The 25,913-nt window shown below is 43.6% G+C and carries 25 protein-coding genes, 2 tRNA genes and 3 rRNA genes; 12 read left to right on the forward strand and 18 right to left on the reverse strand.

The features are described from left to right. Nucleotides 1-34: 34 nt before the first annotated feature. On the reverse strand, nucleotides 35-886 hold the full coding sequence (locus MN200_RS13705; protein ID WP_242759656.1) for a PHP domain-containing protein: 852 nt from the start codon (nucleotides 884-886) through the stop codon (nucleotides 35-37). Nucleotides 887-930: 44 nt separating this feature from the next. On the opposite strand from MN200_RS13705, the gene MN200_RS13710 reads away from it, so the two are divergent. From MN200_RS13710 to mnmC, 4 genes are read left to right on the forward strand one after another with little or no spacing between them, the layout of a single operon-like run. After that, nucleotides 931-1,545: a septation protein IspZ gene (locus MN200_RS13710; RefSeq protein WP_004697624.1), complete on the forward strand. Its 615-nt coding sequence runs from the start codon at nucleotides 931-933 to the stop codon at nucleotides 1,543-1,545. A 29-nt stretch (nucleotides 1,546-1,574) separates the two neighbouring features. After that, on the forward strand, nucleotides 1,575-1,877 hold the full coding sequence (locus MN200_RS13715; protein ID WP_004697623.1) for a YciI family protein: 303 nt from the start codon (nucleotides 1,575-1,577) through the stop codon (nucleotides 1,875-1,877). Between the two features lie 4 nt (nucleotides 1,878-1,881). Further along, complete coding sequence (locus MN200_RS13720; RefSeq protein WP_242759657.1) at nucleotides 1,882-2,385, forward strand: hypothetical protein; 504 nt, start codon at nucleotides 1,882-1,884, stop codon at nucleotides 2,383-2,385. Between the two features lie 36 nt (nucleotides 2,386-2,421). Beyond that, nucleotides 2,422-4,329: an FAD-dependent 5-carboxymethylaminomethyl-2-thiouridine(34) oxidoreductase MnmC gene (gene mnmC / locus MN200_RS13725; protein WP_242759658.1), complete on the forward strand. Its 1,908-nt coding sequence runs from the start codon at nucleotides 2,422-2,424 to the stop codon at nucleotides 4,327-4,329. A 101-nt stretch (nucleotides 4,330-4,430) separates the two neighbouring features. On the opposite strand, the gene MN200_RS13730 is transcribed toward mnmC, so the two are convergent. Then, nucleotides 4,431-4,745 (reverse strand): rhodanese-like domain-containing protein, encoded by a 315-nt coding sequence (locus tag MN200_RS13730; protein ID WP_242759660.1) that lies wholly within the window; start codon nucleotides 4,743-4,745, stop codon nucleotides 4,431-4,433. Nucleotides 4,746-4,836: 91 nt separating this feature from the next. Between MN200_RS13730 and MN200_RS13735 the strand changes: the two genes are divergently transcribed. The 3 genes from MN200_RS13735 to MN200_RS13745 all read left to right on the forward strand — a co-directional run bounded on the left by MN200_RS13735 (nucleotide 4,837) and on the right by MN200_RS13745 (nucleotide 6,489). After that, entirely contained in the window at nucleotides 4,837-5,325 is a 489-nt protein-coding gene (locus MN200_RS13735; protein ID WP_004697619.1) for a YajQ family cyclic di-GMP-binding protein, read from the forward strand. Nucleotides 5,326-5,353: 28 nt separating this feature from the next. Next, the gene (locus MN200_RS13740) at nucleotides 5,354-5,854 is read left to right on the forward strand and encodes a DUF4442 domain-containing protein (protein ID WP_010327555.1); all 501 of its coding nucleotides are present in this window, start codon (nucleotides 5,354-5,356) and stop codon (nucleotides 5,852-5,854) included. Nucleotides 5,855-5,991: 137 nt separating this feature from the next. Next, nucleotides 5,992-6,489 (forward strand): ester cyclase, encoded by a 498-nt coding sequence (locus MN200_RS13745; protein WP_078425652.1) that lies wholly within the window; start codon nucleotides 5,992-5,994, stop codon nucleotides 6,487-6,489. 74 nt (nucleotides 6,490-6,563) lie between these two features. Here the strand turns inward: MN200_RS13745 and MN200_RS13750 are convergent, their stop codons facing one another. The 3 genes from MN200_RS13750 to MN200_RS13760 are packed head-to-tail and all read right to left on the reverse strand — an operon-like array spanning nucleotide 6,564 to nucleotide 8,335. Continuing rightward, on the reverse strand, nucleotides 6,564-6,986 hold the full coding sequence (locus MN200_RS13750; protein ID WP_004697616.1) for an acyl-CoA thioesterase: 423 nt from the start codon (nucleotides 6,984-6,986) through the stop codon (nucleotides 6,564-6,566). A gap of 17 nt (nucleotides 6,987-7,003) precedes the next feature. Beyond that, nucleotides 7,004-7,438, reverse strand: coding sequence for a thioredoxin TrxC (gene trxC, locus MN200_RS13755; RefSeq protein WP_078425651.1), 435 nt, complete (start codon nucleotides 7,436-7,438; stop codon nucleotides 7,004-7,006). Next, nucleotides 7,439-8,335 carry an alpha/beta fold hydrolase gene (locus MN200_RS13760; RefSeq protein WP_004983429.1) on the reverse strand — a complete coding sequence of 299 codons (897 nt, stop codon included), beginning with the start codon at nucleotides 8,333-8,335 and terminating at the stop codon, nucleotides 7,439-7,441. 124 nt (nucleotides 8,336-8,459) lie between these two features. Here MN200_RS13760 and MN200_RS13765 point away from each other — a divergent pair, with 124 nt between their 5' ends. The 3 genes from MN200_RS13765 to MN200_RS13775 all read left to right on the forward strand — a co-directional run bounded on the left by MN200_RS13765 (nucleotide 8,460) and on the right by MN200_RS13775 (nucleotide 10,821). Beyond that, nucleotides 8,460-8,795: a TIGR01244 family sulfur transferase gene (locus MN200_RS13765; protein ID WP_005401736.1), complete on the forward strand. Its 336-nt coding sequence runs from the start codon at nucleotides 8,460-8,462 to the stop codon at nucleotides 8,793-8,795. Next, on the forward strand, nucleotides 8,788-9,213 hold the full coding sequence (locus MN200_RS13770) for a sulfur transferase domain-containing protein (RefSeq protein ID WP_078390228.1): 426 nt from the start codon (nucleotides 8,788-8,790) through the stop codon (nucleotides 9,211-9,213). The genes MN200_RS13765 and MN200_RS13770 overlap by 8 nt, the downstream gene beginning before the upstream one ends. A 210-nt stretch (nucleotides 9,214-9,423) precedes the next feature. Then, nucleotides 9,424-10,821, forward strand: coding sequence for a dihydrolipoyl dehydrogenase (locus tag MN200_RS13775; RefSeq protein ID WP_242760545.1), 1,398 nt, complete (start codon nucleotides 9,424-9,426; stop codon nucleotides 10,819-10,821). Nucleotides 10,822-11,029: 208 nt separating this feature from the next. Here the strand turns inward: MN200_RS13775 and rrf are convergent. The 8 genes from rrf to rlmJ all read right to left on the reverse strand — a co-directional run bounded on the left by rrf (nucleotide 11,030) and on the right by rlmJ (nucleotide 19,749). Next, nucleotides 11,030-11,144, reverse strand: a 5S ribosomal RNA gene (gene rrf, locus MN200_RS13780). A gap of 175 nt (nucleotides 11,145-11,319) precedes the next feature. Then, nucleotides 11,320-14,213: ribosomal RNA gene (locus tag MN200_RS13785) — 23S ribosomal RNA — on the reverse strand. 447 nt (nucleotides 14,214-14,660) lie between these two features. Beyond that, nucleotides 14,661-14,736, reverse strand: a tRNA-Ala gene (locus MN200_RS13790). Nucleotides 14,737-14,804: 68 nt separating this feature from the next. Continuing rightward, nucleotides 14,805-14,881: transfer RNA gene (locus MN200_RS13795), tRNA-Ile, on the reverse strand. A 61-nt stretch (nucleotides 14,882-14,942) separates the two neighbouring features. After that, a 16S ribosomal RNA gene (locus MN200_RS13800) occupies nucleotides 14,943-16,480 on the reverse strand. Together the 16S, 23S and 5S rRNA genes with 2 tRNA genes alongside form the textbook arrangement of a ribosomal RNA operon. Nucleotides 16,481-16,916: 436 nt before the next feature. Continuing rightward, the gene (locus MN200_RS13805) at nucleotides 16,917-17,990 is read right to left on the reverse strand and encodes a DUF6670 family protein (RefSeq protein WP_104222156.1); all 1,074 of its coding nucleotides are present in this window, start codon (nucleotides 17,988-17,990) and stop codon (nucleotides 16,917-16,919) included. Nucleotides 17,991-18,017: 27 nt separating this feature from the next. Next, nucleotides 18,018-18,848: a CDP-diacylglycerol--serine O-phosphatidyltransferase gene (pssA, locus tag MN200_RS13810; RefSeq protein WP_005401245.1), complete on the reverse strand. Its 831-nt coding sequence runs from the start codon at nucleotides 18,846-18,848 to the stop codon at nucleotides 18,018-18,020. A gap of 43 nt (nucleotides 18,849-18,891) precedes the next feature. Continuing rightward, the gene (gene rlmJ / locus MN200_RS13815) at nucleotides 18,892-19,749 is read right to left on the reverse strand and encodes a 23S rRNA (adenine(2030)-N(6))-methyltransferase RlmJ (protein ID WP_004691214.1); all 858 of its coding nucleotides are present in this window, start codon (nucleotides 19,747-19,749) and stop codon (nucleotides 18,892-18,894) included. A 115-nt stretch (nucleotides 19,750-19,864) separates the two neighbouring features. Here rlmJ and MN200_RS13820 point away from each other — a divergent pair, with 115 nt between their 5' ends. Continuing rightward, complete coding sequence (locus tag MN200_RS13820) at nucleotides 19,865-20,467, forward strand: 2OG-Fe(II) oxygenase (protein WP_242759661.1); 603 nt, start codon at nucleotides 19,865-19,867, stop codon at nucleotides 20,465-20,467. Between the two features lie 72 nt (nucleotides 20,468-20,539). After that, the gene (locus MN200_RS13825) at nucleotides 20,540-21,067 is read left to right on the forward strand and encodes a hypothetical protein (RefSeq protein WP_004691217.1); all 528 of its coding nucleotides are present in this window, start codon (nucleotides 20,540-20,542) and stop codon (nucleotides 21,065-21,067) included. Between the two features lie 85 nt (nucleotides 21,068-21,152). On the opposite strand, the gene MN200_RS13830 is transcribed toward MN200_RS13825, so the two are convergent. The 5 genes from MN200_RS13830 to MN200_RS13850 all read right to left on the reverse strand — a co-directional run bounded on the left by MN200_RS13830 (nucleotide 21,153) and on the right by MN200_RS13850 (nucleotide 25,754). Then, nucleotides 21,153-21,410, reverse strand: a complete 258-nt coding sequence (locus MN200_RS13830) for a DUF2789 family protein (RefSeq protein WP_004691219.1) — start codon at nucleotides 21,408-21,410, stop codon at nucleotides 21,153-21,155. Nucleotides 21,411-21,515: 105 nt separating this feature from the next. Next, nucleotides 21,516-21,776 carry a DUF2789 family protein gene (locus MN200_RS13835; RefSeq protein WP_004691222.1) on the reverse strand — a complete coding sequence of 87 codons (261 nt, stop codon included), beginning with the start codon at nucleotides 21,774-21,776 and terminating at the stop codon, nucleotides 21,516-21,518. Nucleotides 21,777-21,949: 173 nt separating this feature from the next. Next, nucleotides 21,950-22,936, reverse strand: coding sequence for a malate dehydrogenase (locus MN200_RS13840; RefSeq protein ID WP_004691225.1), 987 nt, complete (start codon nucleotides 22,934-22,936; stop codon nucleotides 21,950-21,952). 169 nt (nucleotides 22,937-23,105) lie between these two features. After that, the gene (locus MN200_RS13845) at nucleotides 23,106-23,759 is read right to left on the reverse strand and encodes a ribonuclease I (protein WP_242759663.1); all 654 of its coding nucleotides are present in this window, start codon (nucleotides 23,757-23,759) and stop codon (nucleotides 23,106-23,108) included. Nucleotides 23,760-23,786: 27 nt separating this feature from the next. Beyond that, on the reverse strand, nucleotides 23,787-25,754 hold the full coding sequence (locus tag MN200_RS13850; protein ID WP_242759665.1) for a lytic transglycosylase domain-containing protein: 1,968 nt from the start codon (nucleotides 25,752-25,754) through the stop codon (nucleotides 23,787-23,789). Between the last annotated feature and the right edge of the window lie 159 nt (nucleotides 25,755-25,913).

Below are 25,913 nucleotides of genomic sequence, written 5' to 3' on the forward strand. Positions count from 1 at the left end.
AGCTCTTGGAGAAGGTAGGAATGGTCAAAAATCTTTAGACAAAACTTTCCCAAATCCCCACTTGCCCGTCTTTAACTCTGGGAATATTGCCCAACTTAATCCACGGCATATTGTCGCCATGAAAATCACTCCCGACCGATACTTTTAAACCATGCTCGGCAATCATCCGATCCACCATTTGACGGGTAGATGTCGGTTCAACACTGGGTGGTAATTCAACTGCATCTCCACCAAACTGCGCAAATATTTCAATCAAATAACGAATGTTCGTAGCAGATAAGTCATATCGTGTCGGATGCGCCAATACGGCAAAACCACCACTGGCATGAATCACTTGAATGGTTTCTTCTAAACCCAGCCCATCAAATTTCACGTAGGCTTTCTTACCTTCCTTAATATATTTATCAAACGCTTGTTGCGCACGACTCACATACTTTTTTTCAACCAAGGTCTTGGCAATATGGGTTCGAGTCACACGGTCAGGCGTCTGTTCAACTTTCGCCAAAACATCGAGATAAATATCTTCACCAATCAGTGGAATCAACAAATCACAGATTTGCTTAGCACGTCGCGCACGGATTTGTTTTTGCTGTTCAAGGCATTTTTGCAGTGGTTCTAAGTCTTGCATATTCAATGCAACCACATGTACACCATAGTTTTTCTGGGTTGAGGGTCTCGACCACTGACTCGAAATTTCGACACCCGAAATAATACGCATCGCATGCGACTTTGCAGCCAACTCTGCCAACGCAAGACCATCCATGGTGTCATGGTCTGTCAAAGCCAAGGTGTGGATGCCTTTTTCCGCAGCAGCATCAACCAATTGCTTCGGTGTGAAAGTACCATCAGAAATATTGCTGTGAGTATGTAAATCTACGCCTTCCATCACTTATACTAGCTATTTATTTGAACAGATTTAGATACTCTAACATGAAAGCACTTTTAGACTTTGTGCCGCTGATAATTTTCTTTTATTTATATAAAACTGTAGATCCTAAAAATACTGATCACCCATTGCTCCAGTTGATTGGTTCTGCTGGGGGTGTCGATAACAATAATATTCTTGTCGCGACCACAGGTTTGATTATTTCGATGCTAGTGGTTTACGGTGCACTGTTCTTCATGCAAAAGTTCCGTTTAGACAAACAACAGTGGATTGTGTTGTTTATGACGGTTATTTTCGGCGGTGTCACCTTAATGCTGTCGGATGACTTTTACATCAAACTCAAAGCAGCCTTACTGAATATTATTTTCTCAGGCGCTTTCTTACTTTCTCCTTATTTTGGCAAAGAACGTAAACCGCTGATCAAACGCTTGTTCGGCCCAATCTTCAATTTAACCGACTCGGGTTGGATAAATTTAAACTTTGCATGGGCTGCTATGTTTGCCCTCATGTCTTTTTTACATGTATTTTTCGCATTTTTATTTATGGACGGAAAATATTGGGGAGAATTCACGGCTTTTGGTGACATGATCGTGATGTTTTCCTTTATCATTATTCAGTTTATTGTATTGCGTAAATACTTTAAATCTTCTGAAGAGTAATTTAGCCAGAACCTACATCGAGAACTCTTATGCCGCTATTCGTCGTCACATGTACCGATCAAGAAGGTACAGTCGAAAAACGTCTTGCTACACGTCCAGAACATCTTGCTCGTTTACAAAAGCTCAATGATGAAGGTCGTTTAATTGTTGCAGGAGCGATGCCGAAAGATCCAAGCAATCCGCAAGCAGGCTTTTACGGCAGTACAATCATTGTTGACTTTGACTCACGTGAAGCACTCGATGTCTGGTTACAGGAAGAGCCATTCTTAAAAGCAGGGGTTTATCGTCAGATTGATGTTAAACCATTTAATAAAGCATTCCCTCAAGGATAAGGTCATGCGCGTTGTTGCCACAAGCTTATTGGGCTTATCTCTTCTTTCTTCTATGGCGTGGGCCGTTGAAACTGCTCCTGCCCCGAGTGTAGCCTCTTCTGTACCAGCAACGACTGCCGCACCTGTTCAAGTGCAAGGTAGTACAACTCAACCGAAAATCATTCCTGCGGTGGCCACAGTTAGCCCAACAGGTCAACCGCAAGAAGCCAAACCACTCACCGCTGAACAACTGGCTAAGAACAAAGCATTGCAAGATGCCAAAGTCAAAGCACTGGTCAAAGACCAAGCTTCACGTCTTGCACAATTGGAAAAAGCTAATCTTGATGCTTTGGCGCAAAACCAAGAGCTACAACTCAAAAATGACAGCCTCGGTGTACAAGTGCAAGTCTTACAAAGCGAACGCAGTGCGCAAATGTTCCTCTACGGCGCGGCGACCATCGCTGTTGGCGTATTACTGGGTTTCTTAATTGCCAGTTACGTTTATACCAAACGTCGTCGTCAGTGGTAAGCTAAGCCCTATTGAAAACAATAGGGTGCTGTGGTTGTGTCGCGTGCAATTCAAACTGCCGATTTAGAATGGCAACAGATTGATGGCATAGATGTGCCAGTCTCAAAACAATTTGGCGATGTCTATTTTTCCAAGGACAATGGTCTACTCGAAACTCGCCATGTGTTTTTAAATGGCAATGATTTACCTGAGCGTCTGTCCAATCTTCAGCCCTTTGAATATTTTAGTGTTGGTGAAACAGGCTTTGGCACAGGGCTCAACATCTTGGCGCTTTGGCAACTTTGGCAACAGGTTCGCCCAAATAACCACAGCCACCTTCATGCCATTTCAGTTGAAAAATTTCCGCTGTCTAAAACGGATCTGATACGTGCACTCAATGTCTGGCCTGACCTCAAACCGATCGCCAATCAACTGATCGCACAGTACCCGCACCCAATTGCGGGTTGTCATCGCCTGAGCTTCCCTGAGGAACGTTTTAGCCTTGACCTTTGGTTAGGCGATGCCCACGATGTTTTCCCCAGTATGGCAAAAACCAGTAGCGTTAAAGCATGGTTCCTCGATGGTTTCGCGCCTGCCTGTAACCCAGACATATGGGAAGAGCAAGTACTGAATCACATCGTTCGCCTATCTGGTATTGGAACGACATTTTCTTCATTTAGTGTCGCAGGCGTACTCAAACGTGGTTTAACACAGCATGGTATTTCTATTTCACGTCCGCGCGGCTATAAGCATAAACGCGAAATGCTCAAAGCCATCTGGTTACCTGCTGAGCCTGAAAATACATCAGACGCTGTAGATACCAAATCAGTATTGAATCAAAATCAACCTGATCAAGTACTACACGCTTTTAAGCAACGCCAAATTGCTATCATTGGCGCAGGGATTGCAGGTTTAACTAGCGCATGGGCCTTTGCTGAGCGCGGACACCAAGTCACGCTCTACGACCAATCTGAGCCACTTGCAGGAGGTTCAGGCAATCCGCTCGCCTTACTCAACCCCAAACTTTGTCCGATTGAACAAAGTCATGAACATTTAATGACTTTGGCTTGGCAACATGCTTTACAGCACTATCCCAAGTTTCAGGCTTTTCGCCCCATTCAAGTACATCAACTGGCGCTGAAAAAAGCCGAAGACTTACTCGATCTCGAACAACAATATCCTGCAGGTCTTCTGACAGCCGAAACCGCTGCTGATTGTACGTTAATTACTGAATATCCAAGTCTGAATCTAACTGAAGCCGGCGCTGTCTCACCACATCAACTCAAAGATCAAATCTTAGCGCATCCGCTCATTCAATTCGTACAAGCCAACATTACTCAAATCCATCCAGAGCACAATGAACTTTTCAATGAACAAGCCCAATCTCTCGGTCAATTTGATCACGTGATTGTCTGTTGTGCACGCCACACAGCTGCTTTCTTTGAGCAATATCCTGTGCTGAAGCCCATTCGCGGACAAGTCAGTTGGGTGGAGAATACTGCACAACCTTTGGCCCTCGATCAAGCCTATAGCTATGGCGGCTACTGTATGCAGCTTGATGCTCAACAGTTAATTTTAGGTGCATCCTTCTATCCCAATCGAGACGATAGCGATGTTTTGCTTGAAGACCATGTGCATAACTACGAGCTTATCCACAGTGTCTTTCCACATTATGCACAATTACTTCCTGATGTGAGGACTTGGCAAGGCCGTGCATCCGTTCGCGCACAAAGTTTGGACTATTTTCCAGTCCTTGGAAAAATGTCTGAACAGACTGAAATTTATAGCTTTGCTGGCTTGGGTTCTAAAGGCTTTTTGTTTGCCCCTTTATGTAGTGAAATTTTAGCGGCGCAGATACTGAAAGAGGCCTGTCCCGTTCCTGAGTCCCTGCTACAAAAGCTCAGTCCGACCCGATTCCATAAAAAGCTCAAAGCCAAAAAGCCTTATTTTAAAGCGCAGTCTTAGTTCTGCTTATGACTCAAGTACAGCATATGGCGCTATAAATAGAGAAATGTAAATTTCTAAGACATTAAAAAAGCGCCTTACGGCGCTTTTTTTGCTTCTGCTTAATTACTTTGTTCTAAGACTAAACCAGCAGCACGAGCAGCACGGGTACCACCCATTAAAATCACATACTCACGCTCACTGTCAAAACCTTCGAGTAACTCTGCAGCACGTGGCGCTTTACTACCGCCACCACATAAAATGTAAATCGGTTGATCCGTCGACACTTGAGTAAGGCTCTGTGCTGAAAGTTCTGTGATTGGCTGATTAATCGTCCCTTTCACGTGTGCTTCAGCATAAGCACTTGAATCGCGTACATCCCAGATGATCGCATCCTCTGGGAACTCAAATGTTGTAATTTCTTGTTTACGGATCATTGCGCACTCCTTTGATGTAAACAACACTTGGCAAATGAAGAAAACATCCCTAGCATCTCAGATATTCTTTCCATTTGTAAAGGTTTAATCCATGCCATCTTTTGATATTGTTTCAGAATTAGAAATTTTTGAAGTAAATCATGCCGTTCAGAACACCCAAAAGGAAATCGCAACTCGTTTCGACTTCCGTGGTCAGGACGTTTCAATTGAACTCAATGAAAAAAACAAAGAAATCAAAATCTCAACTGAAAGTGATTTCCAGTGTGAACAAGTTTATACCATGTTAGAGAACCATTTCTTTAAGCGTAAAGTCGATATTCAAGCGCTTGATCCACAAAAAATGACTGCTTCAGGTAAAAATGTACTTCAAGTGGTGAAATTAAAAGACGGACTTGACTCAGATACCGCAAAAAAAATTAACAAGGCCATTAAAGAAAGCGGTATTAAAGTGCAATCTTCAATTCAAGGCGACAAAATTCGTGTGACTGATAAAAAGCGCGATACATTACAGCAAGTAATGACCTTTTTAAAAGAACAACAATTTGGTCTGCCTTTACAGTTCAATAACTTTAAAGACTAATACTCTTGTTTGATCATTTGAGGTAACTATGCCAAAGGCCAATCGCTTATCAAAACTTGTAAAAACCACGTCACGCTTGCCGAAAGCATTACGTACGCGATTATGGAGTCAAGCTTTTGGTCGCATAGTTCCCATGGTCGGCAGTGCCAATATTCGTTATTTGCAAGTCAGTCACAGCGAAGTCGTAGTCAAAATCGAAAATCACCGTGCCATGCAAAACCATATTGGTCAACTGCATGCCTGTGCCATGGCCTTAATTGCTGAAACGGCAACGGGTTTTGTAACAGGGATGAATGTACCTGATCATTGCATCGTTCTGATTAAAAGCATGCACGTTGACTTTAAACGTCCGAGTAAAGGTGCCATGACAGCGACAGCCACCTTAACACCAGAACAACAGCAGCTGATGCAAACCACCGCTAAAGGTGAAACTTTAGTTTCTGTGACAGTAATGGATGAATCGGGTGAAGCACCCGTTCAATGTGAAATGTTATGGGCGTGGCTCGACAAAGCATCATTAAAAAAGTAAAAATGTAAATATAACTTACTGTTTAGTAAGTATAAAATTTACAACATTACGCTAAAGCTGCGACTAAAATTTACTATATCTTTACTTCGACTCAGCTCAAAATCATGCTACATAACATGAATATTTGAGCTGACTTAATGAAAAAAAGACTAATTTTAGCGACTGCCTTATTTTCTTTAGGGCTGGTGGCCTGCCAACAGCACAATCCCGCCAATACATTGGTTTCAACAACGCCGAATGACTATTCGACCCCTGCCCTGACCGAACAAAATAAAAAAATTGTAGTGGACTTCTATGAAGGGGTTTTTAGCAAACATCAGGTTCAAACCTATTCTGACCGCTATATTGGTACACAATACATTCAACATAATCCCTATGTGGCAGACGGCAAAGCACCTTTTGTAAACTACTTCACCCAGTACTTTAAAGAACATCCAGATGCAAAAAACACCATCAAGCGTGTCGTAGCCGAAGGTGATTTGGTGGTGCTCCATGTACATTCCACTCAAAATGCACAAGATCGTGGTGAGGCCGTTGTCGATATTTTCCGCGTCGAACAAGGCAAAATTGTAGAACATTGGGATGTGATACAAAGCATTCCCGCGGAGTCCGCCAACCGCAATACTATGTTTTAATCCATCGGACTGCATGGAATAGCAAAAAAAAACCAGTGATTACACTGGCTTTTTTTTGCAGACCAACTCAAGCTTTAGTTGGATTGGCTCGCCAAAAACTTTTCTTTAACATCCGCTGGAATCTGACGTTTATTGCCTTTGACATCAACCGCAACAAAGGTAAATACACCTTCAGTCACACGTACAGGTGGACGTGAACTGTCATGACTATCCCACACTTCAATTTCCATCTGAATAGACGTATTGCCCACTTTTAACAGTTTGGTATAACAACTGATGACATCACCAACTTTCACTGGGACTAAGAACGTCATCTGATTAATTGAAATCGTTGCACAGCGTCCCTTACTAAAACGCTCTGCGTGAATTGCACCCGCCAAATCCATTTGTGACACAATCCAACCACCAAAAACATCTCCACTCCAGTTGGTATCGGCTGGCATTGCAATTGTCTGAAGAGACAACATCCCTTCTGGTTTCACATGAATCTCTGACACGTTGACTCCAATTTTCGTTATGACTGGGCGGCTTGCAACTGTTGATCTAACCATTGTTGCAATTGTGGCGCACGAAGCGCACCGCTTATTCTAGCAATTTCGGTGGTTTTATTCATTAAAACTAAGGTCGGAATGCTGCGTACGTTAAACGCACTGCTCAAGCGCGGAGATTCTTCGGTATTAATTTTGGCAAAAATAACCTGCGGATTTTGCTTAGCCACTTCAGCAAAGTGCGGAGCCATCATTTTACATGGACCACACCACTCTGCCCATAAATCAATAAATACAGGCAAATCGCTATGGCTAATGAACTGGCTAAAATTTTGCTCATTCAATTCAATCGGTACCGCAGGTAAAAGCGCTGCGTGGCATTGACCACAGCTCGGATTAGCACTCAATTTCTCTTCAGGCACACGATTTTTGGCCAAACAAGTAGGACAGACGATAATCATTTAGTTGACTCCAATATGTTGATGTAAGAATTCTAATTGGGTCGAAATGGCTTTTTCAAACCAACTGGCATGATAAATATCAAAATGCTGCATTTCCCACTCATGATATTGAACAAAAGGGGCAATATTGGTCGCGGCTTCACGACTGGATTCAATCGGAATTAAACTATCATGCTTGGCGGCAATGAAAAGTACAGGAATATTAATTTGTCTGACATTTTGAATGGGACGATAACGAATTAAATTAAAAAATAATCGGGCAGGTATCTCACCACTCCAATAATAATCAGGATTAATAATCGAACGATACCCCAAATAGGCATCTTGCGTCGGTAAAAAACATAACTCTCGTGGATCAACCACAGGTAAAGTGGTCGGGGACATCCCCACTTTTCCACCCATATAATCTTGGCTGGATAGTTTTAAGGCTTTGGGGAACTGTTGCAAAGGATATAACTTAGCACTGGCTGCCCCATCCACAAAAGGCACTTGCGCCATCACGGCCTGTACATTTTTGAACTCTGCCGCTATATCGAGCACATAACCACCACTGAGCGCCGTCCCCCACAACACGATCCGTCGACTATCGATCGACTTACGTTCTTTGAGGTGGTTAATCATGGTCCGCCAATCTTCAAGCTGCTTCTTAATCGAGACCAGTTCTCGTGGACGTCCGGTACTACCGCCCCAATAACGGTAGTCAAATAACACGACTGCATAACCCGCTTGTGCAAAACGTTGTGCAAATTGGATCAGTTTGAATTGGCGAAGCCCAGCCAAACCATGGGCCATCAAAATCACTGCTGGCTTTTCTTCGGTTTTCGGACGATAGAAATCCGCAGCAATGACCTCTTGGCCACTTTTGACATATAGCGGTTCAACGGTATAGGCGTGCATACCTGCTCCATTGCGTTATTTTATGGTTGTAATCGCTTATAAATATTTCAACAGCATAGGCTGAACTTTCAGCTTAATGCTATCATAAAGCATATCTCGATTAGTTTAATTTTGGAGTGACAGCATGAGCGAAAATGTAGGCTTTGCAGGTCAAATTGGCCCAGAACATTTGGTTCAAGTGGTTGAAAAAGGGTTTAAATCTGTGATCAATAACCGTCCAGATATGGAAGGTGGCCCAGAACAACCAACCAGCGCTCAAATTGAAGAAGCAGCACGTGTTGCAGGCCTCGATTATGTCTATCAACCTGTGGTTGCAGGGCAAATCACAGAAATGGATGTACGCACTTTTGCTAATCATTTCAATGAGCTACCAAAACCTGTTTTAATGTTCTGCCGTACAGGCAATCGCTCAAACAACTTATACCAACTAGCGAAGCAAATGGACCTGTTAGATGACTAAACGGTTGTTTAAAAGTGTTATCTGCACTGCTCTAATTTTAACGAGCAGTGCATTATGGGCGACAACGAACAACCTGAGTCAAGCACTCAGCCCGCAGCTCAGCGTTTCAGGGGAAATGACCCAAGACAAGTTTCAACAGTTGATAAAACAAGGTTTTAAGTCGGTCATTGTCAACCGACCAGATCAAGAACAAGGCAACACCGTTCGCGTTGATCAACTGCGTAATATTGCGGAACAGTCCAAAGTCAGCGTAATTTACCAACCGGTTACCAGCAGTAAAATTTCTGAAACAGACGTGGTCGAATTTGCTAAATATTATAATGAATTGCCCAAGCCTATTTTAATGGTCTGTAAGAGTGGTGCTCGCTCTAGTCTGCTGTTCAATCAGGCAAAACAACGAGGATTACTCCATGAATAAACTGTTGCTGCTTTTAGTCTGCTGTACCTTAATGACAGCATGTAGCTCAATGAATGTCCGTCCTACCGTTGGGGTAAGCATTGGCACTAGCTTATAAGTCAAATGAAAGTGAAGACGGCATCTAGTGCCGTTTTTTTTACAAAATATAATCATCTACAGCCGTGAATATGTTAACTATAGAGTATGTCTCGCTTAGATAAACGTTTGCTTATGTATGATCTGATTATTATTGGGGCTGGAACTGCGGGTATCGCAGCCTACCAACAAGCCGTGAAGTCCACACAAAATCTATTAATCATTAATGATGGGCCATGGGACACCACTTGTGCACGTGTTGGCTGTATGCCGTCAAAAGTGCTGATTTCTACATCAAATCGCATGCATGATATTCAACATGCGGATCGTGTCGGATTGCAAGTAGAGTCAAAAATAGACCGCAGTCAGGTCATGCAACACGTACAAAAACTCCGTGATCGCTTTACTCATAGTACCCTTAAAACCGTAGAGAGCTGGCCTGAGTCTCATAAAATACAGGGCCGTGCTCGCTTTGTCGATGAAAAAACGGTCGAAGTTAATGGGCAACACTACCAAGCCAAAAGCTTTATTTTAGCTGTAGGCTCCACACCTATCTTTGACCCAGCATGGAAGAATGAACTCGGTGATCGGCTCATCACCTCCGATCAAATTTTTGAACTCAATACTTTACCCAAATCTTTAGCGGTGATTGGGAGCGGAGTCATCGCGATTGAACTTGCGCAAGCCATGCAACGACTTGGCGTAAATACCACAGTCTTTGCACGTAGTCGTAAAGTCGGTGTTCTGACCAGTCCGAAATTACAGCAGTTGGCACAAACAGAAATTAGCGCTGAACTTGAGATCAAGTTCGAAGTTTTACCCACTAAAGTTAAGTATATAAATAATCAAGTTGAAATTAGTTTTATTGAAAATGGTCAGCCTAAAACACTCAACGTCGATTATTTATTGGTCGCTACAGGACGCAGCAGTTTTTTAAACACCCTTAAACTCGAAAATATCTACACCTCATTCACAGACTTAAAACATTTACCTGTTGATCCTGAGACCAAACAACTCGCCGACTATCCGATTTTTATCATTGGCGATGCACATACTGATACTCCACTACAGCATGAAGCCGCACACGAAGGTAAAGTCTCGGTCAAAAATGCATTAAATTTCCCTACTATAGAATCATGTAAGACCCTAATACCCTTAGGCATCGTTTTTAGTAGCCCAGAAATGGCAATGGTTGGACAAAACTTTAAGCAACTACAAAGTGCACCTATCAATTTTGTCATCGGCGAAGTCTCTTATGTCAAACAAGGGCGCGCATTAGTTTTAGGTAAAAACCATGGAGCTATCGAAGTGTATGTGGAGAAAAGTAGCCGTAAGCTACTAGGTGCTGAATTACTCACAGAGTCTACTGAACATTTGGCCCATTTACTGGCATGGATGATTGCAGAACAACTGACCGTCGATGAAATTTTGGAAAAACCGTTTTATCACCCAACCCTTGAAGAAGGTTTAAGAACAGCATTAAAACATGCACGTCGACAGCTAGATACGATACCTAAACTGCGAAACTCATGATGCATGTTCTTTTCATAAGGTTTTCTGTGTGCAATTAAATGACTTCATCAAGTAAGATATAAAAGCCAGAAAATGCTGGCTTTTATATCTTATTACCTCTTAGGCCCTTATTAAATGGCGCATTCTCCGCTCTACTCTTTTTATTTTTAATCTTTTCAGCATAAAAAATCCCCCTCTGCTTTAAGCGGAGGGGGATTTAGAATTAATGAGCTGGCGATGACTTACTCTCACATGGATAACTCCACACTACCATCAGCGCTAAGAGGTTTCACTTCTGAGTTCGGGAAGGGATCAGGTGGTTCACTCTTGCTATTGTCGCCAGCACAACTGTTTATGACTATTCGTTGGGTCTAACCTCAGAGCAGTGCTCTTCGTGCCTAACTTTCATCAAATGAGTTATTAACAGGTATATTTGAGTTGGATATTTTATCTAGCTTTATAACTAAATCAAGTTGTTTGCAGTGATTTGAACCACAACACCAACTGTTTGGGTGTTGTATAGTCAAGCCTCACGAGCAATTAGTATTGGTCAGCTTCACATATCACTATGCTTCCACATCCAACCTATCAACGTCGTAGTCTTCAACGGCTCTTTAGAGGACATAAAGTCCTAGGGAAATCTTATCTTGAGGTAGGCTTCCCGCTTAGATGCTTTCAGCGGTTATCCCTTCCGAACATAGCTACCCGGCGATGCGACTGGCGTCACAACCGGTACACCAGAGGTTCGTCCACTCTGGTCCTCTCGTACTAGGAGCAGATCCTCTCAAATTTCCAACGCCCACGGTAGATAGGGACCGAACTGTCTCACGACGTTCTAAACCCAGCTCGCGTACCTCTTTAAATGGCGAACAGCCATACCCTTGGGACCTGCTTCAGCCCCAGGATGAGATGAGCCGACATCGAGGTGCCAAACACCGCCGTCGATATGAACTCTTGGGCGGTATCAGCCTGTTATCCCCAGAGTACCTTTTATCCGTTGAGCGATGGCCCTTCCATACAGAACCACCGGATCACTAAGACCTACTTTCGTACCTGCTCGACTTGTGGGTCTCGCAGTTAAGCGCGCTTTTGCCTTTATACTCTACGCGTGATTTCCGACCACGCTGAGCGCACCTTCGTACTCCTCCGTTACTCTTTAGGAGGAGACCGCCCCAGTCAAACTACCCACCAGACATGGTCCTCGTCCCGGATAACGGGACAGAGTTAGAACCTCAATATTACCAGGGTGGTATTTCAAGATTGGCTCCACCGAAACTAGCGTCTCGGTTTCAAAGCCTCCCACCTATCCTACACAAGTAAGATCAAAGTTCAATGTCAAGCTGCAGTAAAGGTTCACGGGGTCTTTCCGTCTAGCCGCGGGTACACCGCATCTTCACGGCGAATTCGATTTCACTGAGTCTCTGCTGGAGACAGCGCCCCCATCATTATGCCATTCGTGCAGGTCGGAACTTACCCGACAAGGAATTTCGCTACCTTAGGACCGTTATAGTTACGGCCGCCGTTTACTGGGGCTTCGATCAAGAGCTTCGCTTACGCTAACCCCATCAATTAACCTTCCAGCACCGGGCAGGCATCACACCCTATACGTCCACTTTCGTGTTTGCAGAGTGCTATGTTTTTAATAAACAGTTGCAGGGGCCTGGTTTCTGTGGCTGCCAATAGCTCAAGGAGTAAATCCCATCACCGTCGGCAGCGTACCTTCTCCCGAAGTTACGGTACCATTTTGCCTAGTTCCTTCAGCAGAGTTCTCTCAAGCGCTTTGGTCTACTCGACCTGACCACCTGTGTCGGTTTCGGGTACGATTCCTATGTAACTGAAGCTTAGAGACTTTTCCTGGAAGCATGGTATCAGCCACTTCACTGTACAAGTACAGCTTGCTATCAGTTCTCAGCATAGAGTACCCCGGATTTGCCTAAGATACATGCCTACAACCTTCCACCTGGACAACCAACGCCAGGCTGACTTAACCTTCTCCGTCCTCTCATCGCATTACATAGAAGTATTGGAATATTAACCAATTTCCCATCGACTACGCCTCTCGGCCTCGCCTTAGGGGTCGACTCACCCAGCCCCGATTAACGTTGGACTGGAACCCTTGGTCTTTCAGCGTGCGAGTTTTTCACTCGCATTGTCGTTACTCACGTCAGCATTCGCACTTCTGATACCTCCAGCATACTTCTCAATACACCTTCATCGGCTTACAGAACGCTCCCCTACCACTTGCAATAAATTGCAAATCCGCAGCTTCGGCATATAGTTTTAGCCCCGTTACATCTTCCGCGCAGGCCGACTCGACTAGTGAGCTATTACGCTTTCTTTAAAGGGTGGCTGCTTCTAAGCCAACCTCCTAGCTGTCTATGCCTTCCCACATCGTTTCCCACTTAACTATAATTTTGGGGCCTTAGCTGGCGGTCTGGATTGTTTTCCTCTTGACTACGGACGTTAGCACCCGCAGTCTGTCTCCCGGATAGTACTCATTGGTATTCGGAGTTTGCATCGGTTTGGTAAGTCGGGATGACCCCCTAGCCGAAACAGTGCTCTACCCCCAATGGTATTCGTCCGAGGCGCTACCTAAATAGCTTTCGGGGAGAACCAGCTATCACCGAGTTTGATTAGCCTTTCACCCCTATCCACAAGTCATCCCCTGGCTTTTCAACGACAGTGGGTTCGGTCCTCCAGTTAGTGTTACCCAACCTTCAACCTGCTCATGGATAGATCACCCGGTTTCGGGTCTACACCCAGCAACTAAACGCCCTATTAAGACTCGATTTCTCTACGGCTCCCCTATGCGGTTAACCTTGCTACTGAATGTAAGTCGCTGACCCATTATACAAAAGGTACGCAGTCACCGAACAAGTCGGCTCCCACTGCTTGTATGCATGCGGTTTCAGGATCTATTTCACTCCCCTCACAGGGGTTCTTTTCGCCTTTCCCTCACGGTACTGGTTCACTATCGGTCAGTCAGGAGTATTTAGCCTTGGAGGATGGTCCCCCCATATTCAGACAAGGTTTCACGTGCCCCGCCCTACTCGACATCATCATATAAGCCCTTTCGTGTACAGGACTATCACCCACTATGGTTGCACTTCCCAGAGCATTCCACTAGAACTTATATGACTTAATGGGCTTTTCCCCGTTCGCTCGCCGCTACTGAGGGAATCTCAATTGATTTCTTTTCCTAAGGGTACTGAGATGTTTCACTTCCCCTCGTTCGCCTCGTATGACTATGTATTCATCATACGATACCTGCCTTATGACAGGTGGGTTTCCCCATTCAGAAATCTCCGGATCACAGGATATTTGCCGCCTCCCCGGAGCTTATCGCAGGCTATTACGTCTTTCATCGCCTCTGACTGCCAAGGCATCCACCACATGCACTTAATTACTTGACTATACAACCCCAAACAGTCGTTAATCCCTACAAGTAGGATTAAGACAGTCTATGATGATTTCTCATCACTTCCTTACAGTTTGTTGTTCTGTGTACTTAAACACTGTACAGCTTCAATTCAATTCACATACCAAAACGCTTGATTCAGTTAATTTCGCTAGTAACTCATTTCTTTAATCTTCATCAATCAGTAATAAATCACTGTTAATGTCGATCTTAAAAACGAGTATGAACAAATTATTTCAACTCAAATATATTCTGTTAATGATTTTTCCAGCCTTCGTCAGGTCAGGAAACTGCGATAAATCACAGAAGTTAATAAGTTATCTACTTACTAATTTCTGTAATCCAACTTCTTAGATTAAGCTTCGTTCTATGTGTGCCTGCGCACAGCATAGCTGTTTGCTTAAATTCTCGGACAAAGCGCTGCTTTGTTTTTCCTCGAATTTGGTGGAGACTAGGAGAGTCGAACTCCTGACCTCCTGCGTGCAAAGCAGGCGCTCTACCAACTAAGCTAAGTCCCCAGCTTATCAATAAGTCAATGTCTCTGTTTTTCTGTATTCAGCATTTAACAATGCTTGTTAGTCAGATTTGGTGGGTCTGACAAGACTTGAACTTGTGACCCCACGCTTATCAAGCGTGTGCTCTAACCAACTGAGCTACAGACCCTCAGATACATCGTCATGAAGAACAACTTGTTGTGGATTCTTACCAATCGTCAATCTTTCGTTAAGGAGGTGATCCAGCCGCAGGTTCCCCTACGGCTACCTTGTTACGACTTCACCCCAGTCATCGGCCACACCGTGGTAAGCGTCCTCCTTGCGGTTAGACTACCTACTTCTGGTGCAACAAATTCCCATGGTGTGACGGGCGGTGTGTACAAGGCCCGGGAACGTATTCACCGCGGCATTCTGATCCGCGATTACTAGCGATTCCGACTTCATGGAGTCGAGTTGCAGACTCCAATCCGGACTACGATCGGCTTTTTGAGATTAGCATCCTATCGCTAGGTAGCAACCCTTTGTACCGACCATTGTAGCACGTGTGTAGCCCTGGTCGTAAGGGCCATGATGACTTGACGTCGTCCCCGCCTTCCTCCAGTTTGTCACTGGCAGTATCCTTAAAGTTCCCGACATTACTCGCTGGCAAATAAGGAAAAGGGTTGCGCTCGTTGCGGGACTTAACCCAACATCTCACGACACGAGCTGACGACAGCCATGCAGCACCTGTATGTAAGTTCCCGAAGGCACCAATCCATCTCTGGAAAGTTCTTACTATGTCAAGACCAGGTAAGGTTCTTCGCGTTGCATCGAATTAAACCACATGCTCCACCGCTTGTGCGGGCCCCCGTCAATTCATTTGAGTTTTAGTCTTGCGACCGTACTCCCCAGGCGGTCTACTTATCGCGTTAGCTGCGCCACTAAAGCCTCAAAGGCCCCAACGGCTAGTAGACATCGTTTACGGCATGGACTACCAGGGTATCTAATCCTGTTTGCTCCCCATGCTTTCGTACCTCAGCGTCAGTATTAGGCCAGATGGCTGCCTTCGCCATCGGTATTCCTCCAGATCTCTACGCATTTCACCGCTACACCTGGAATTCTACCATCCTCTCCCATACTCTAGCTTCCCAGTATCGAATGCAATTCCTAAGTTAAGCTCAGGGATTTCACATCCGACTTAAGAAGCCGCCTACGCACGCTTTACGCCCAGTAAATCCGATTAACGCTCGCACCCTCTGTATTACCGCGGCTGCTGGCACAGAGTTAGCCGGTGCTTATTCTGCGAGTAACGTCCACTATCCTAGAGTATTAATCCAAGTAGCCTCCTCCTCGCTTAAAGTGCTTTACAACCAAAAGGCCTTCTTCACACACGCGGCATGGCTGGATCAGGCTTTCGCCCATTGTCCAATATTCCCCACTGCTGCCTCCCGTAGGAGTCTGGGCCGTGTCTCAGTCCCAGTGTGGCGGATCATCCTCTCAGACCCGCTACAGATCGTCGCCTTGGTAGGCCTTTACCCCACCAACTAGCTAATCTGACTTAGGCTCATCTATTAGCGCAAGGTCCGAAGATCCCCTGCTTTCCCCCGTAGGGCGTATGCGGTATTAGCATTCCTTTCGGAATGTTGTCCCCCACTAATAGGCAGATTCCTAAGCATTACTCACCCGTCCGCCGCTAGGTTAGGTAGCAAGCTACCCTTCCCCGCTCGACTTGCATGTGTTAAGCCTGCCGCCAGCGTTCAATCTGAGCCATGATCAAACTCTTCAGTTAAAATCATTAGTAGCTTATGGCTACAAATCTTGGCTCATCAATTTTCTGACAAATATTTCTCAAATAAACTTCGAGTAATTTCTACCATCAATCAATGAAATATTTTCGATCGATCAATCAGTAAAAATCCACACAAGTTGTTCTTCATAATCTCTTAATGATCTTCTTGCTGATTCGTCATCAGCAAGCTAGGTCGGCTATACTACTCTCTTTCAAGAAGAAGTCAACTGGTTTTGTTAATTATTTTTAAACTTATTCAAGACTTTCAGATTCTACCGCCTGGGCTAAATCCTTGTTTCTCAACAAGTTTTTATCAACATCACCGCCGATGGATGTGCATTCTACAGTATTTCACACCCAACACAACCCCCTTTACTCAATTATTTATAAAAAAACTCCCGCTTGTTTATTTATTCAGCAAAATGATGCTTTTTTCTTATTTTTTGAGTGAAAACGGGACAATTTCTCCAATTTCATTTCGATTTTTTTCGTGCGATTTTTTTTCTTGCCACTTTAATGCACGACAATCCACATATTCACAATAACCACTTTCGCCCTGTTCCTCATAATTATCCATTTTGAGTTGATATTTAAAGCTACCTACATAACCCGCAGCTAAACCAAATTTAAAATCACCACGACTTTGTGCGTAAAGATGAATGTAATGCCCCTGCTCATCTTGATAATGCCATTCAAACTCTCGCGGTAAATACATTTTTTGCCCATTGGGAGTTTTCACAGCAGGATAAACACGATGAACTTGAAAGCGAACCATCCGATCAAACATATGGGTTTGTTGTTTTTGCAAATCACGTATGTAGATACGTGACTGCACAATTCGATTAAACGAATCTCGAATTTGTTCTAACAATAATTGACGCTGATCCACCAAATTAATGACTTGATACGTGAAAAAGGCTAAAGGCAAATAACTAAAGTCGATACTTCGCGCGTATTCAAAAGCCCCTAATTGGTCAATGAAATAGCGCTGTTCTTTATATTTAACTTCTCCCTGACATCGACACAATAGCGACCAATGCTCAGCAAGACCAAAACGTAATTTGGTGAAATGTGAAATCAGCGGCGTTGTTGTAATTTCAATTTCAAAACTCAATTCTGTGTCTTTTCTTTGAATTTGAAATTTTGGGAACGTTCCCATGAGTTGTTCTTTGTTAGCAAATTTAAATGTTTTTTCTTGAAATGAACATTCCGCAGAAATTGAATAACGGTTCAGCTGCCCTGCCATATGTGGACTGCTGCTGGCCAATACCGTAGCAGTATCTAAGGGTGTAGTTCTGATTGCACTGTTATTGCGAAACATGGGCGTATTGGGCTGACCAATCATGCTCAAAAAATTTAAATAATGTAATGGTGCAGGAAGATTAGGAATGGTTAAAGCTTGATGAATAATTTTATATTTTTTATTGGGTGGGTGATAAGCAGGGAGTGACCGTGAAGGAGTCTGATTAAGTTGTTTAGACTGATCGAGAAAATCTTGAAACAACCACATATCATACTCCTTCTACATATCATTAACTCATGATGGGCTGTGCTGACGTCGTGCTAAAAACGTAGTAACAAAGCCAGATAATGCATAAATCAAGGAAATGACTAAAATACCGACAGGAATATTGTAAGTCATTGCAGCAAAAATAAAGACCGCGATAGGAAGGACAAAAAATGGAACGCGCTTACGATCTACCGTTTTAAATGAATAATATTTAATATTCGAAATCATGAGGAGTCCGACAGACACAATCACTGCTGCACTAATGGCTTGAATACCCCGCTCACGAATATCAAAAATTTCGGGGAAATCGAGTCCGACCCAAACCAATGAAATAATAATAATGGCAGCAAGTGGACTAGCTACACCAATAAAGTAACGCTTATCGACCACACCGATTTGCACATTAAAACGTGCTAAACGGAACGCAGCACAGGCGGTGTAGACAAAGCAACATGCCAAACCTATACGACCGAGCGAATCCAAACTCCAGCTATACATCAAAATAGCGGGTGCAACGCCGAACGCCAATAGATCCGATAAAGAATCATACTGCTCACCAAAAGCGCTCTGTGCACCAATTGCTCGTGCAACGCGACCGTCCAAGCCATCCAACAACGCTGCCAAGAAAATGGCATAAATCGCTTGCTGGAAGTTGCCATTCATACTGGCAATGATGGAATAAAAGCCTGACAACAACGCTGCCGTTGTAATAAGGTTCGGCCACAAATAAATACCTCGACGTTTTACTTTTTGACCTTCCTGTGTGTGCTCTTCTTCTTCCACCTCGAAAGTAATCCCATCAAAAGTAGGCGTACTGCGGGGTGAAGATTCGCTTTCAGGTTTATTTATATTTGTCATTCTCTGTCGATCCTAATGTAGCCTTTTCTCTTATAGTCTATCTTTATTCGCCAACTAACCAACGAACAGCAGCATGACCACCATTTTCACTCATACGCAAATGCGGGAATAACCATTGTAGCGCTTCATCTGCATCTTCAGAAAACTTCCAAGGTGGGTTAATCACCAACAGACCACAACCATTTAAGCCCACTGGGGTATCATCTGGCCAAACACATACTTCACAGATCAACTGACGGCGAATACCGGTTTTAATCATTTTCTTTTCAAAACGGTCAATCATGGCGCGGTCTTTAATTGGATACCAAATTGCAAACACACCCGTTGGCCATTTTTTATATGCAGTCGCTATGAGATCAACCAATTGAGGGAAATCTTTACGCTCCACTTCGTAAGGTGGATCAATCATCACCAAACCGCGTTTTTCTTTGGGTGGAATAACCCCAAATAGCCCTTCATACGCATCGCGCTCATGTAAGCCCGCGCGTTTGTCACGAACGTTGTAATACAACTGTTGAAATACATCACGTTGCATTTCAAAAATGGTGGCTTTATCGATTTCGCGCATGCCTTCCAATGCAAACCACGGTGAACCTGGATAAGCGCCTTTACCTGAACCTTCACGCATTTTTTCAACAATTTTTAAATACTGCTGAACACCTTCAGGCGCATTACGCTTAATCGAGTCATCAAGTTTTACTAAACGGTGAATACCATTTAAAAATTCACCCGACTTTTGTGCTTCTGAAGTCGATAAATCATATTTACCAGCACCGCCATGCGTATCAATATAACGATACGGTTTATCTTTTTGATTGAGGCGAGTCAAAATCTGAAGCAAAAGGACATGCTTCATGACATCTGCAAAGTTACCTGCATGGAAGTGGTGACGGTAATTCATGTTTCTATCATTCCTAAAATCAATGAGTATTTTAGCATGAAAAATAGTTTCGTTCAGATTGCTTTCATACACTAGAATAACCGTGGCTTTTCTTTGTCTTTTTTAGGTTAATGTAATGGAAGCAGTTCTTCTCCCAAAGTCTTGGAATGTTGATCAAATCCTAGATGATTTAGATCAACATGGTTTTGCCATCATTGATGACGCCTATTCTAATGACTATGTACATCAACTCATTGAAGAATGTACTTCGAACTTAAACCGCTTTCGTGAAGCCGCTATTCAAAACGGTGTCATTAGCAAGATCCGTAGTGATCACATTTTATGGCTCAATCCCGAGCTCGTTATTTCCAATCATCATGTTCAAGCCCTTTATAGTTTGGGTCAGGAACTAAATCGTGCCTTTTATCTTGGTATTCGAGACGTCGAAGCACATTTTGCTTGCTATAACGCTGGCGAGTTTTATGCCCTACACCGTGACAACCCTCAAGGCAAAAATGGCCGCATGATTTCTACGGTTTATTATTTACACGAAGATTGGCAAGACGATTGGGGCGGTGAACTTCATCTGCAAGATAAAAATGACATTTGGCATGTGCTACATCCCAAACCGAATCGTATTGCATTGTTTCAAAGTGACTTGCTGCATGAGGTCTTAGAAGCTAAACATCAGCGTTTATCAATTACTGGATGGTTACGGAGTGACAGTACAATCCTATGATTCAAGCAAAAAGACTTTAAATTGTAAAAAGTATCCTCATATACTGAACATCAATTGATGAGGATGTAACCGATGCGTGCCAGCAGTCAACAAATTATTCAGCGTATTGGTGAAACAGATCAACTCTACCTACAAGGCAATAGCCCTGAATTAGCCCTTGAGCGCGCTGATTTGCGCTTACAGTTAGTCACACTGAGCCAACTGCGCCAAGAGCAAGTCCACTTTTTACAAGAAGCGGTGGTATTACTTGAGCAAGGCCGAATTGAGTTTGAGGAAATGCCTCTGTCTTTGTACCTCAATTTGTCTTTGCACCTTGCAAAGGCTTATATGCTGTACTTTGAAATCACCAAAGAAGATCGCTTTGCGTTGATTACACAGCAAATTTTAAAACCGCTGACCAGCTATGGTCAGGGCGATATTTACCTGTTTTTGGCCTATGCTTCGGTCAGTCGAAAAGAGTCGGCATTGGCACGACACTGGCTTGGTAAATATGCGAAAAGCACCGAGTTTGATTTCGTTTTACTGCGTGAACATGCCGCTTTTGTTGACCTTCATCAAGAAGATTGGTTTATCAAGCTGATGCAAAGTAAATTGCACTAAAATGCACAAATAAAAAAACGCCTGAAATCAGGCGTTTTTTTATGGGTCAATTCCAATCTTCAAATGACAACAGCATAAAATCAATTTAGGCAGTTTGAAGTTTATAAGCATCGAGGTGTAGCTGTTGATTGAGCTCATCAACCATAATCGCCCAATCATCATCTTGAACCAAATGACTGATTAATAGCGCACGTTGTGCGGAATTCCAAAACGGTGCATCGTGTAAAGATTGATGAGCAGGAAGTTGGTGCGTACGAATATATAACTCGATGGCAGCCGCACTATTGGCGAGTCCCAGTTGCGAAAATAAAAGCTCTAAGGATGGTTTATGTTGACTGAGCATCTCGGCCTCCTTATCAATACTACTGTCAATTATTATTGAATTAACTTATATGTATTTTCTAAAAAAACCTAGTCATAAAACTAGGTTTGTTGTTTCAATTTGTGATTATAAATGACACGATCCTGAAAGCGTATGTTCTGTATGCAATTGTTCATTTAACAGGTCGACCACCATTGCCCATTCATCATCTTTTTTCCAATTACTGATAATGAAGTCATGCTGTGCTTTTGACCAAAAGGGTGCTTTATGCAATGGAACGTCTGAAGTAAGTTGGTGTGTTTCAATAAACTGATCGATTGCTTCCGCACTCGCATCAAGCCCCAATTGTTCAAATAAAAGTTCTAAAGTCGGTTGTTGGTCAAACATCATTGTTCTCCTCAAGCTCTGATCATGCCCTTTTAGAATAAACCTTTGGCCATCTATGCTCAGTTGTATCTACATCACAGCATGTTATTTTTTGTTCAATAAATACCCCATATAAAAAAACACCCCAAATGGAGTGCTTTTTCAAAACAGATCTTGAACAGATCAGTTTTTAATTATTTAAGCATGTCAGCAATTGCTGCGCGCTCTTCTTCAAGTTCTTGAAGAGTTTTGTCCATACGCTCACGGCTGAACGCATCGATTTCTAGGCCTTCAACACGTGTGTATTCGCCATTTTCGCAAGTTACAGGAACACCGTACATTACGCCTTCAGGAATACCATAAGAACCGTCAGAAGGAATACCCATCGTTACCCATTCGCCATTTGTGCCAAGAGCCCAATCGCGCATATGGTCGATAGCAGCGTTCGCAGCTGAAGCAGCTGAAGACAAACCACGCGCTTCGATAATCGCAGCACCACGTTTACCAACAGTTGGAAGGAATACATTCGCGTTCCAGTCAGCATCGTTGATTTTGTCTTTTAAGCTTTCGCCGTTTACAGTTGCAAAACGGTAGTCAGCATACATCGTTGGAGAGTGGTTACCCCAAACAGTCATGTTTTTGATGTCTGCTACAGCAACACCCGCTTTTTGAGCAATTTGAGTCAACGCACGGTTGTGGTCAAGACGTAACATTGCTGTGAAGTTTTTCGCTGGAAGATCTGGAGCAGATTTCATTGCGATGTAAGCATTTGTATTTGCAGGGTTACCTACAACAAGCACTTTAACGTCACGGCTAGCAACTTCGTTTAGTGCTTGACCTTGACCGATGAAGATTTCACCGTTCACTTTCAATAAGTCAGCACGTTCCATACCAGGACCACGTGGACGTGAACCAACCAATAACGCGTAGTCAGCATCTTTAAATGCAACTTTTGGATCATCAGTACCGATCATGCCAGCCAATAATGGGAAAGCACAGTCGTCTAATTCCATCATTACGCCTTTAAGCGCAGCTTGAGCTTTCTCAAAAGGAACTTCTAACAATTGCAGAATAACTGGTTGGTCTTTACCTAACATTTCGCCACTAGCGATACGGAATAATAGGCTATAACCGATTTGACCAGCAGCGCCAGTAACGGCAACGCGAACAGGTTGCTTCATGTACTTATCTCCATTTGAGGAACGTTATATGATTAAATAGCTGTTCTATCTAATCTTAATAATCATAAACGGCAAAGATTGTACTCCAATACTTTGGCAGATGCATGTAAAAGAGAATGAATTCCAACAAAAGTATGATAGGAAATATAAATTAATTTAGGGAAAGAGATTAGTAAGAACCCTTGATCGCAAAAGAATTTGGGCAGTTTTCTTGTATATTCTCTGCACAACCTTTGTACTGACCATTGGGTTTATAACAGACCTTGACTTCGGTCAAAATATTGGTTTGACGGTGAGTACGGCAGCTAAAACGCAGCCCGCTTGCAGGTAGTCCAGGATTCAAACGTTGGAACTGTCCACGTAAGCTATGCAGTTGCGCGGTTTTATTTTCAGATGAAGTCAAATCTGCGGGAATTTTTAAACGTTCTGCATAATTAATCACGTTACGAAAATATTGACTGGCAATCATCGGCACACACCCCCCAATCTCTGCCCACAATTGGCGACGTGCATGCTCATCGGGCATCACCCTAGCCACCACTTTGGCCTGAAGTGGTGACAGCACTGCTGAGGAATTGGTCTGACACTCTCGTGTTGTAGTTTCAGGATACAAGCCAGTGATGTTGAGCGAATAGCCTTCCAAACATTTCCGTTTCTTTGAGCCTTGGTTATCGAACAAACACACGGCGGGTGTCATTTGAACTTCCATCACATAGCCAAACACGGTCGGTGTTGCATGGGCTGATGTCGCAAAAAATCCCATAGCAATTCCGCTGCTGATCAATAGCAGAAGCTTTTGCGTTAAGACTGATTGGGATGACATCAAAACCATAAAATGCCTAGGCCTTTATTATTGATTTCTAAAAGGAATATTCTGCATACGCTGGGTGATCGACTGTGGCCCCTGTCCAAGCAGCACACCATAATGGGTCGCATTACTCATGACATGCTTAACGTAATCGCGAGTTTCAGTTAGAGGAATACTTTCTGTGTATTGATCCGCCGCAATCGGCTGATTTTCAGGCTGCCAACGGCGCGCACGATTAGGCCCTGCGTTATAACCTGCTGTGGCAAGTACAGGACTGTTACTTAATTGGCTTTGAATCATGGACAAGTAAAATGTGCCATAACGTACATTGGTATTCATATCACTCAGTGCAGCAGGATTATAGGTTTCACCCAATTGTCTAGCGACCAGTTTTGCCGTATCCGGCATGATTTGCATCAAACCACCTGCCCCGACATGCGAGCGAGCATGGGTGACAAATCGGCTTTCTTGGCGCATTAATCCATATGCCCATGCAGGATCTATGCCTGCATTGCGACTATGGCTGACCACATAGCTTTGATGCGGCATGGCATAACGATAACTGTAATTATGTTGCTTGACGGTTCGATCGGCTGCATAAATCGCGCGGTCATACCATCCCATTTCTGTTGCACGTTTGGCAGCAGCCAAAATTAAGCCATCATCTTGTTTTAAATAAGCTTGTCGAACAGCCCAGTTCCATTCACGGTTGACATAATTGTCTGGCGCATTGACGTTGCGCAGTGCAAAAGCGCGGCTAAAGTGAATATCTTGACTCAAACGCTGCGCATCCGCATTGCTCGGTTGGGTATTGGCTGGAATTGTTTGATAACGCTGACCAATACGATCTTTTGCCAATAAGTTATGATAATCGTCACCTACTGACAATTTTTTGAAGATCTCGCGCGCCAGTGCTTTTGATTTTGCATCACCACGCTGTTCTGAAGCGCGGGCTAGCCAATATTGCCAGCGATCTTCTTGTTTTTGCGTCACACTCATGCCATCAATGGCACGAATGACACTCTCCCATGCGCCGAAACGAATGGCTTGGCGTGCATAGATTTCAGCTTCTTCTTCACTCAGTGCTAAACCATAGCTCCGATCGAAGGCTTGCAACACTTCCACATTAAAATTGTTTTTCATAACGGTTGTGCCACCGATATACCCCACAGCGCGGTACAACGCTTTTTGTACAGACTCAGGTGTCCCCTCAGCAGCTCGCTTGACCGACGCCAGTGCAGTATTTAGATCTCTGTCGGCTAAACGGCCAATGGCATAAATTAAATATGCTTGATCTGCCGCCGACGCTTTCGGTGCGGACCAGAGATAGTTCAGTGGATCGGCTTGAATACTGTTCAGCTGAGCCAAAGACAGATTCATGCCAATGGTTTGTGCGGTTGCAACTGCTTGGCCTGACTGCCCTGCACGTAACTGTGACCATAGGCGTTGTTGTTTGTCTTGTTCCGTCATCAGTGGACTAGACAACATCATGCGCCCCAGCCCTGTACAAGATTCAGGTTGTGAATTGGTCGTGAGCCAAACATCTTTATATTCGGCAAAAACCAAAGGATCGCCTGACTTGGCACGGACTTGCGCCATGGCACAGCTTTCTGCGCGATCTGCATTGGACACATAGGCCAATACCGGCTGCGCGGAAGCAAAATCAGCCATTTTGACTTTTTCTTCGATGTAATCTGCTGCTAACTTCTCAGCCATGGCAGATTGCGGATAGCGCTGTGCAAATCCAGCAATATTCGCCGCAGGTTGCAATGCCAAATTACTATTAAGTACCCAGTATTCAGGATAATAGCCCAGCACATCACCCTGCATACTGCTTTGATATTGCTGTAATAAACCAACATTGCCTGCATTTGCTGCACGCAAAGCATCATTAAACTGTTCATCTGCGGCATGTGTCGCTGCCGATAGACCCAAGGCAGCCACACCCAACGCAAACACTTGATAATATTTATTCTGTAATCGTTTTAACATGGGTTTGCCTTCAGTCATCTTTGGATTGCCTAGTCTCGTATCATCATTTTCATTAGTTTAATAACTCATAACAGACTCTATTGTTCTCTTATGTAACCTTATGATTAGACAATATTAATTTTCCTGCATTTTCACTTCACAAATCAATCTTTTTAGCTTCAGATTTAAAGCTATAAG

It is taken from the genome of Acinetobacter sp. LUNF3 (assembly GCF_022699605.1).
GTDB lineage: Bacteria > Pseudomonadota > Gammaproteobacteria > Pseudomonadales > Moraxellaceae > Acinetobacter > Acinetobacter johnsonii.

What these genes read in the sequence shown, in the direction of transcription:
- MN200_RS13705 (WP_242759656.1), bottom strand. Translation starts at nt 886, where the DNA reads ATGGAAGGCGTAGATTTACATACTCACAGCAATATTTCTGATGGTACT.
- MN200_RS13735 (WP_004697619.1), top strand. Translation starts at nt 4,837, where the DNA reads ATGCCATCTTTTGATATTGTTTCAGAATTAGAAATTTTTGAAGTAAAT.
- MN200_RS13770 (WP_078390228.1), top strand. Translation starts at nt 8,788, where the DNA reads ATGACTAAACGGTTGTTTAAAAGTGTTATCTGCACTGCTCTAATTTTA.
- MN200_RS13765 (WP_005401736.1), top strand. Translation starts at nt 8,460, where the DNA reads ATGAGCGAAAATGTAGGCTTTGCAGGTCAAATTGGCCCAGAACATTTG.
- MN200_RS13805 (WP_104222156.1), bottom strand. Translation starts at nt 17,990, where the DNA reads ATGTGGTTGTTTCAAGATTTTCTCGATCAGTCTAAACAACTTAATCAG.
- MN200_RS13775 (WP_242760545.1), top strand. Translation starts at nt 9,424, where the DNA reads ATGTATGATCTGATTATTATTGGGGCTGGAACTGCGGGTATCGCAGCC.
- MN200_RS13840 (WP_004691225.1), bottom strand. Translation starts at nt 22,936, where the DNA reads ATGAAGCAACCTGTTCGCGTTGCCGTTACTGGCGCTGCTGGTCAAATC.
- MN200_RS13825 (WP_004691217.1), top strand. Translation starts at nt 20,540, where the DNA reads ATGCGTGCCAGCAGTCAACAAATTATTCAGCGTATTGGTGAAACAGAT.
- trxC (WP_078425651.1), bottom strand. Translation starts at nt 7,438, where the DNA reads ATGATTATCGTCTGTCCTACTTGTTTGGCCAAAAATCGTGTGCCTGAA.
- MN200_RS13850 (WP_242759665.1), bottom strand. Translation starts at nt 25,754, where the DNA reads ATGACTGAAGGCAAACCCATGTTAAAACGATTACAGAATAAATATTAT.
- MN200_RS13760 (WP_004983429.1), bottom strand. Translation starts at nt 8,335, where the DNA reads ATGCACGCCTATACCGTTGAACCGCTATATGTCAAAAGTGGCCAAGAG.
- rlmJ (WP_004691214.1), bottom strand. Translation starts at nt 19,749, where the DNA reads ATGAATTACCGTCACCACTTCCATGCAGGTAACTTTGCAGATGTCATG.
- MN200_RS13710 (WP_004697624.1), top strand. Translation starts at nt 931, where the DNA reads ATGAAAGCACTTTTAGACTTTGTGCCGCTGATAATTTTCTTTTATTTA.
- MN200_RS13715 (WP_004697623.1), top strand. Translation starts at nt 1,575, where the DNA reads ATGCCGCTATTCGTCGTCACATGTACCGATCAAGAAGGTACAGTCGAA.
- MN200_RS13835 (WP_004691222.1), bottom strand. Translation starts at nt 21,776, where the DNA reads ATGTTTGACCAACAACCGACTTTAGAACTTTTATTTGAACAATTGGGG.
- MN200_RS13830 (WP_004691219.1), bottom strand. Translation starts at nt 21,410, where the DNA reads ATGCTCAGTCAACATAAACCATCCTTAGAGCTTTTATTTTCGCAACTG.
- pssA (WP_005401245.1), bottom strand. Translation starts at nt 18,848, where the DNA reads ATGACAAATATAAATAAACCTGAAAGCGAATCTTCACCCCGCAGTACG.
- MN200_RS13845 (WP_242759663.1), bottom strand. Translation starts at nt 23,759, where the DNA reads ATGTCATCCCAATCAGTCTTAACGCAAAAGCTTCTGCTATTGATCAGC.
- MN200_RS13720 (WP_242759657.1), top strand. Translation starts at nt 1,882, where the DNA reads ATGCGCGTTGTTGCCACAAGCTTATTGGGCTTATCTCTTCTTTCTTCT.
- MN200_RS13730 (WP_242759660.1), bottom strand. Translation starts at nt 4,745, where the DNA reads ATGATCCGTAAACAAGAAATTACAACATTTGAGTTCCCAGAGGATGCG.
- MN200_RS13740 (WP_010327555.1), top strand. Translation starts at nt 5,354, where the DNA reads ATGCCAAAGGCCAATCGCTTATCAAAACTTGTAAAAACCACGTCACGC.
- MN200_RS13745 (WP_078425652.1), top strand. Translation starts at nt 5,992, where the DNA reads ATGAAAAAAAGACTAATTTTAGCGACTGCCTTATTTTCTTTAGGGCTG.
- MN200_RS13820 (WP_242759661.1), top strand. Translation starts at nt 19,865, where the DNA reads ATGGAAGCAGTTCTTCTCCCAAAGTCTTGGAATGTTGATCAAATCCTA.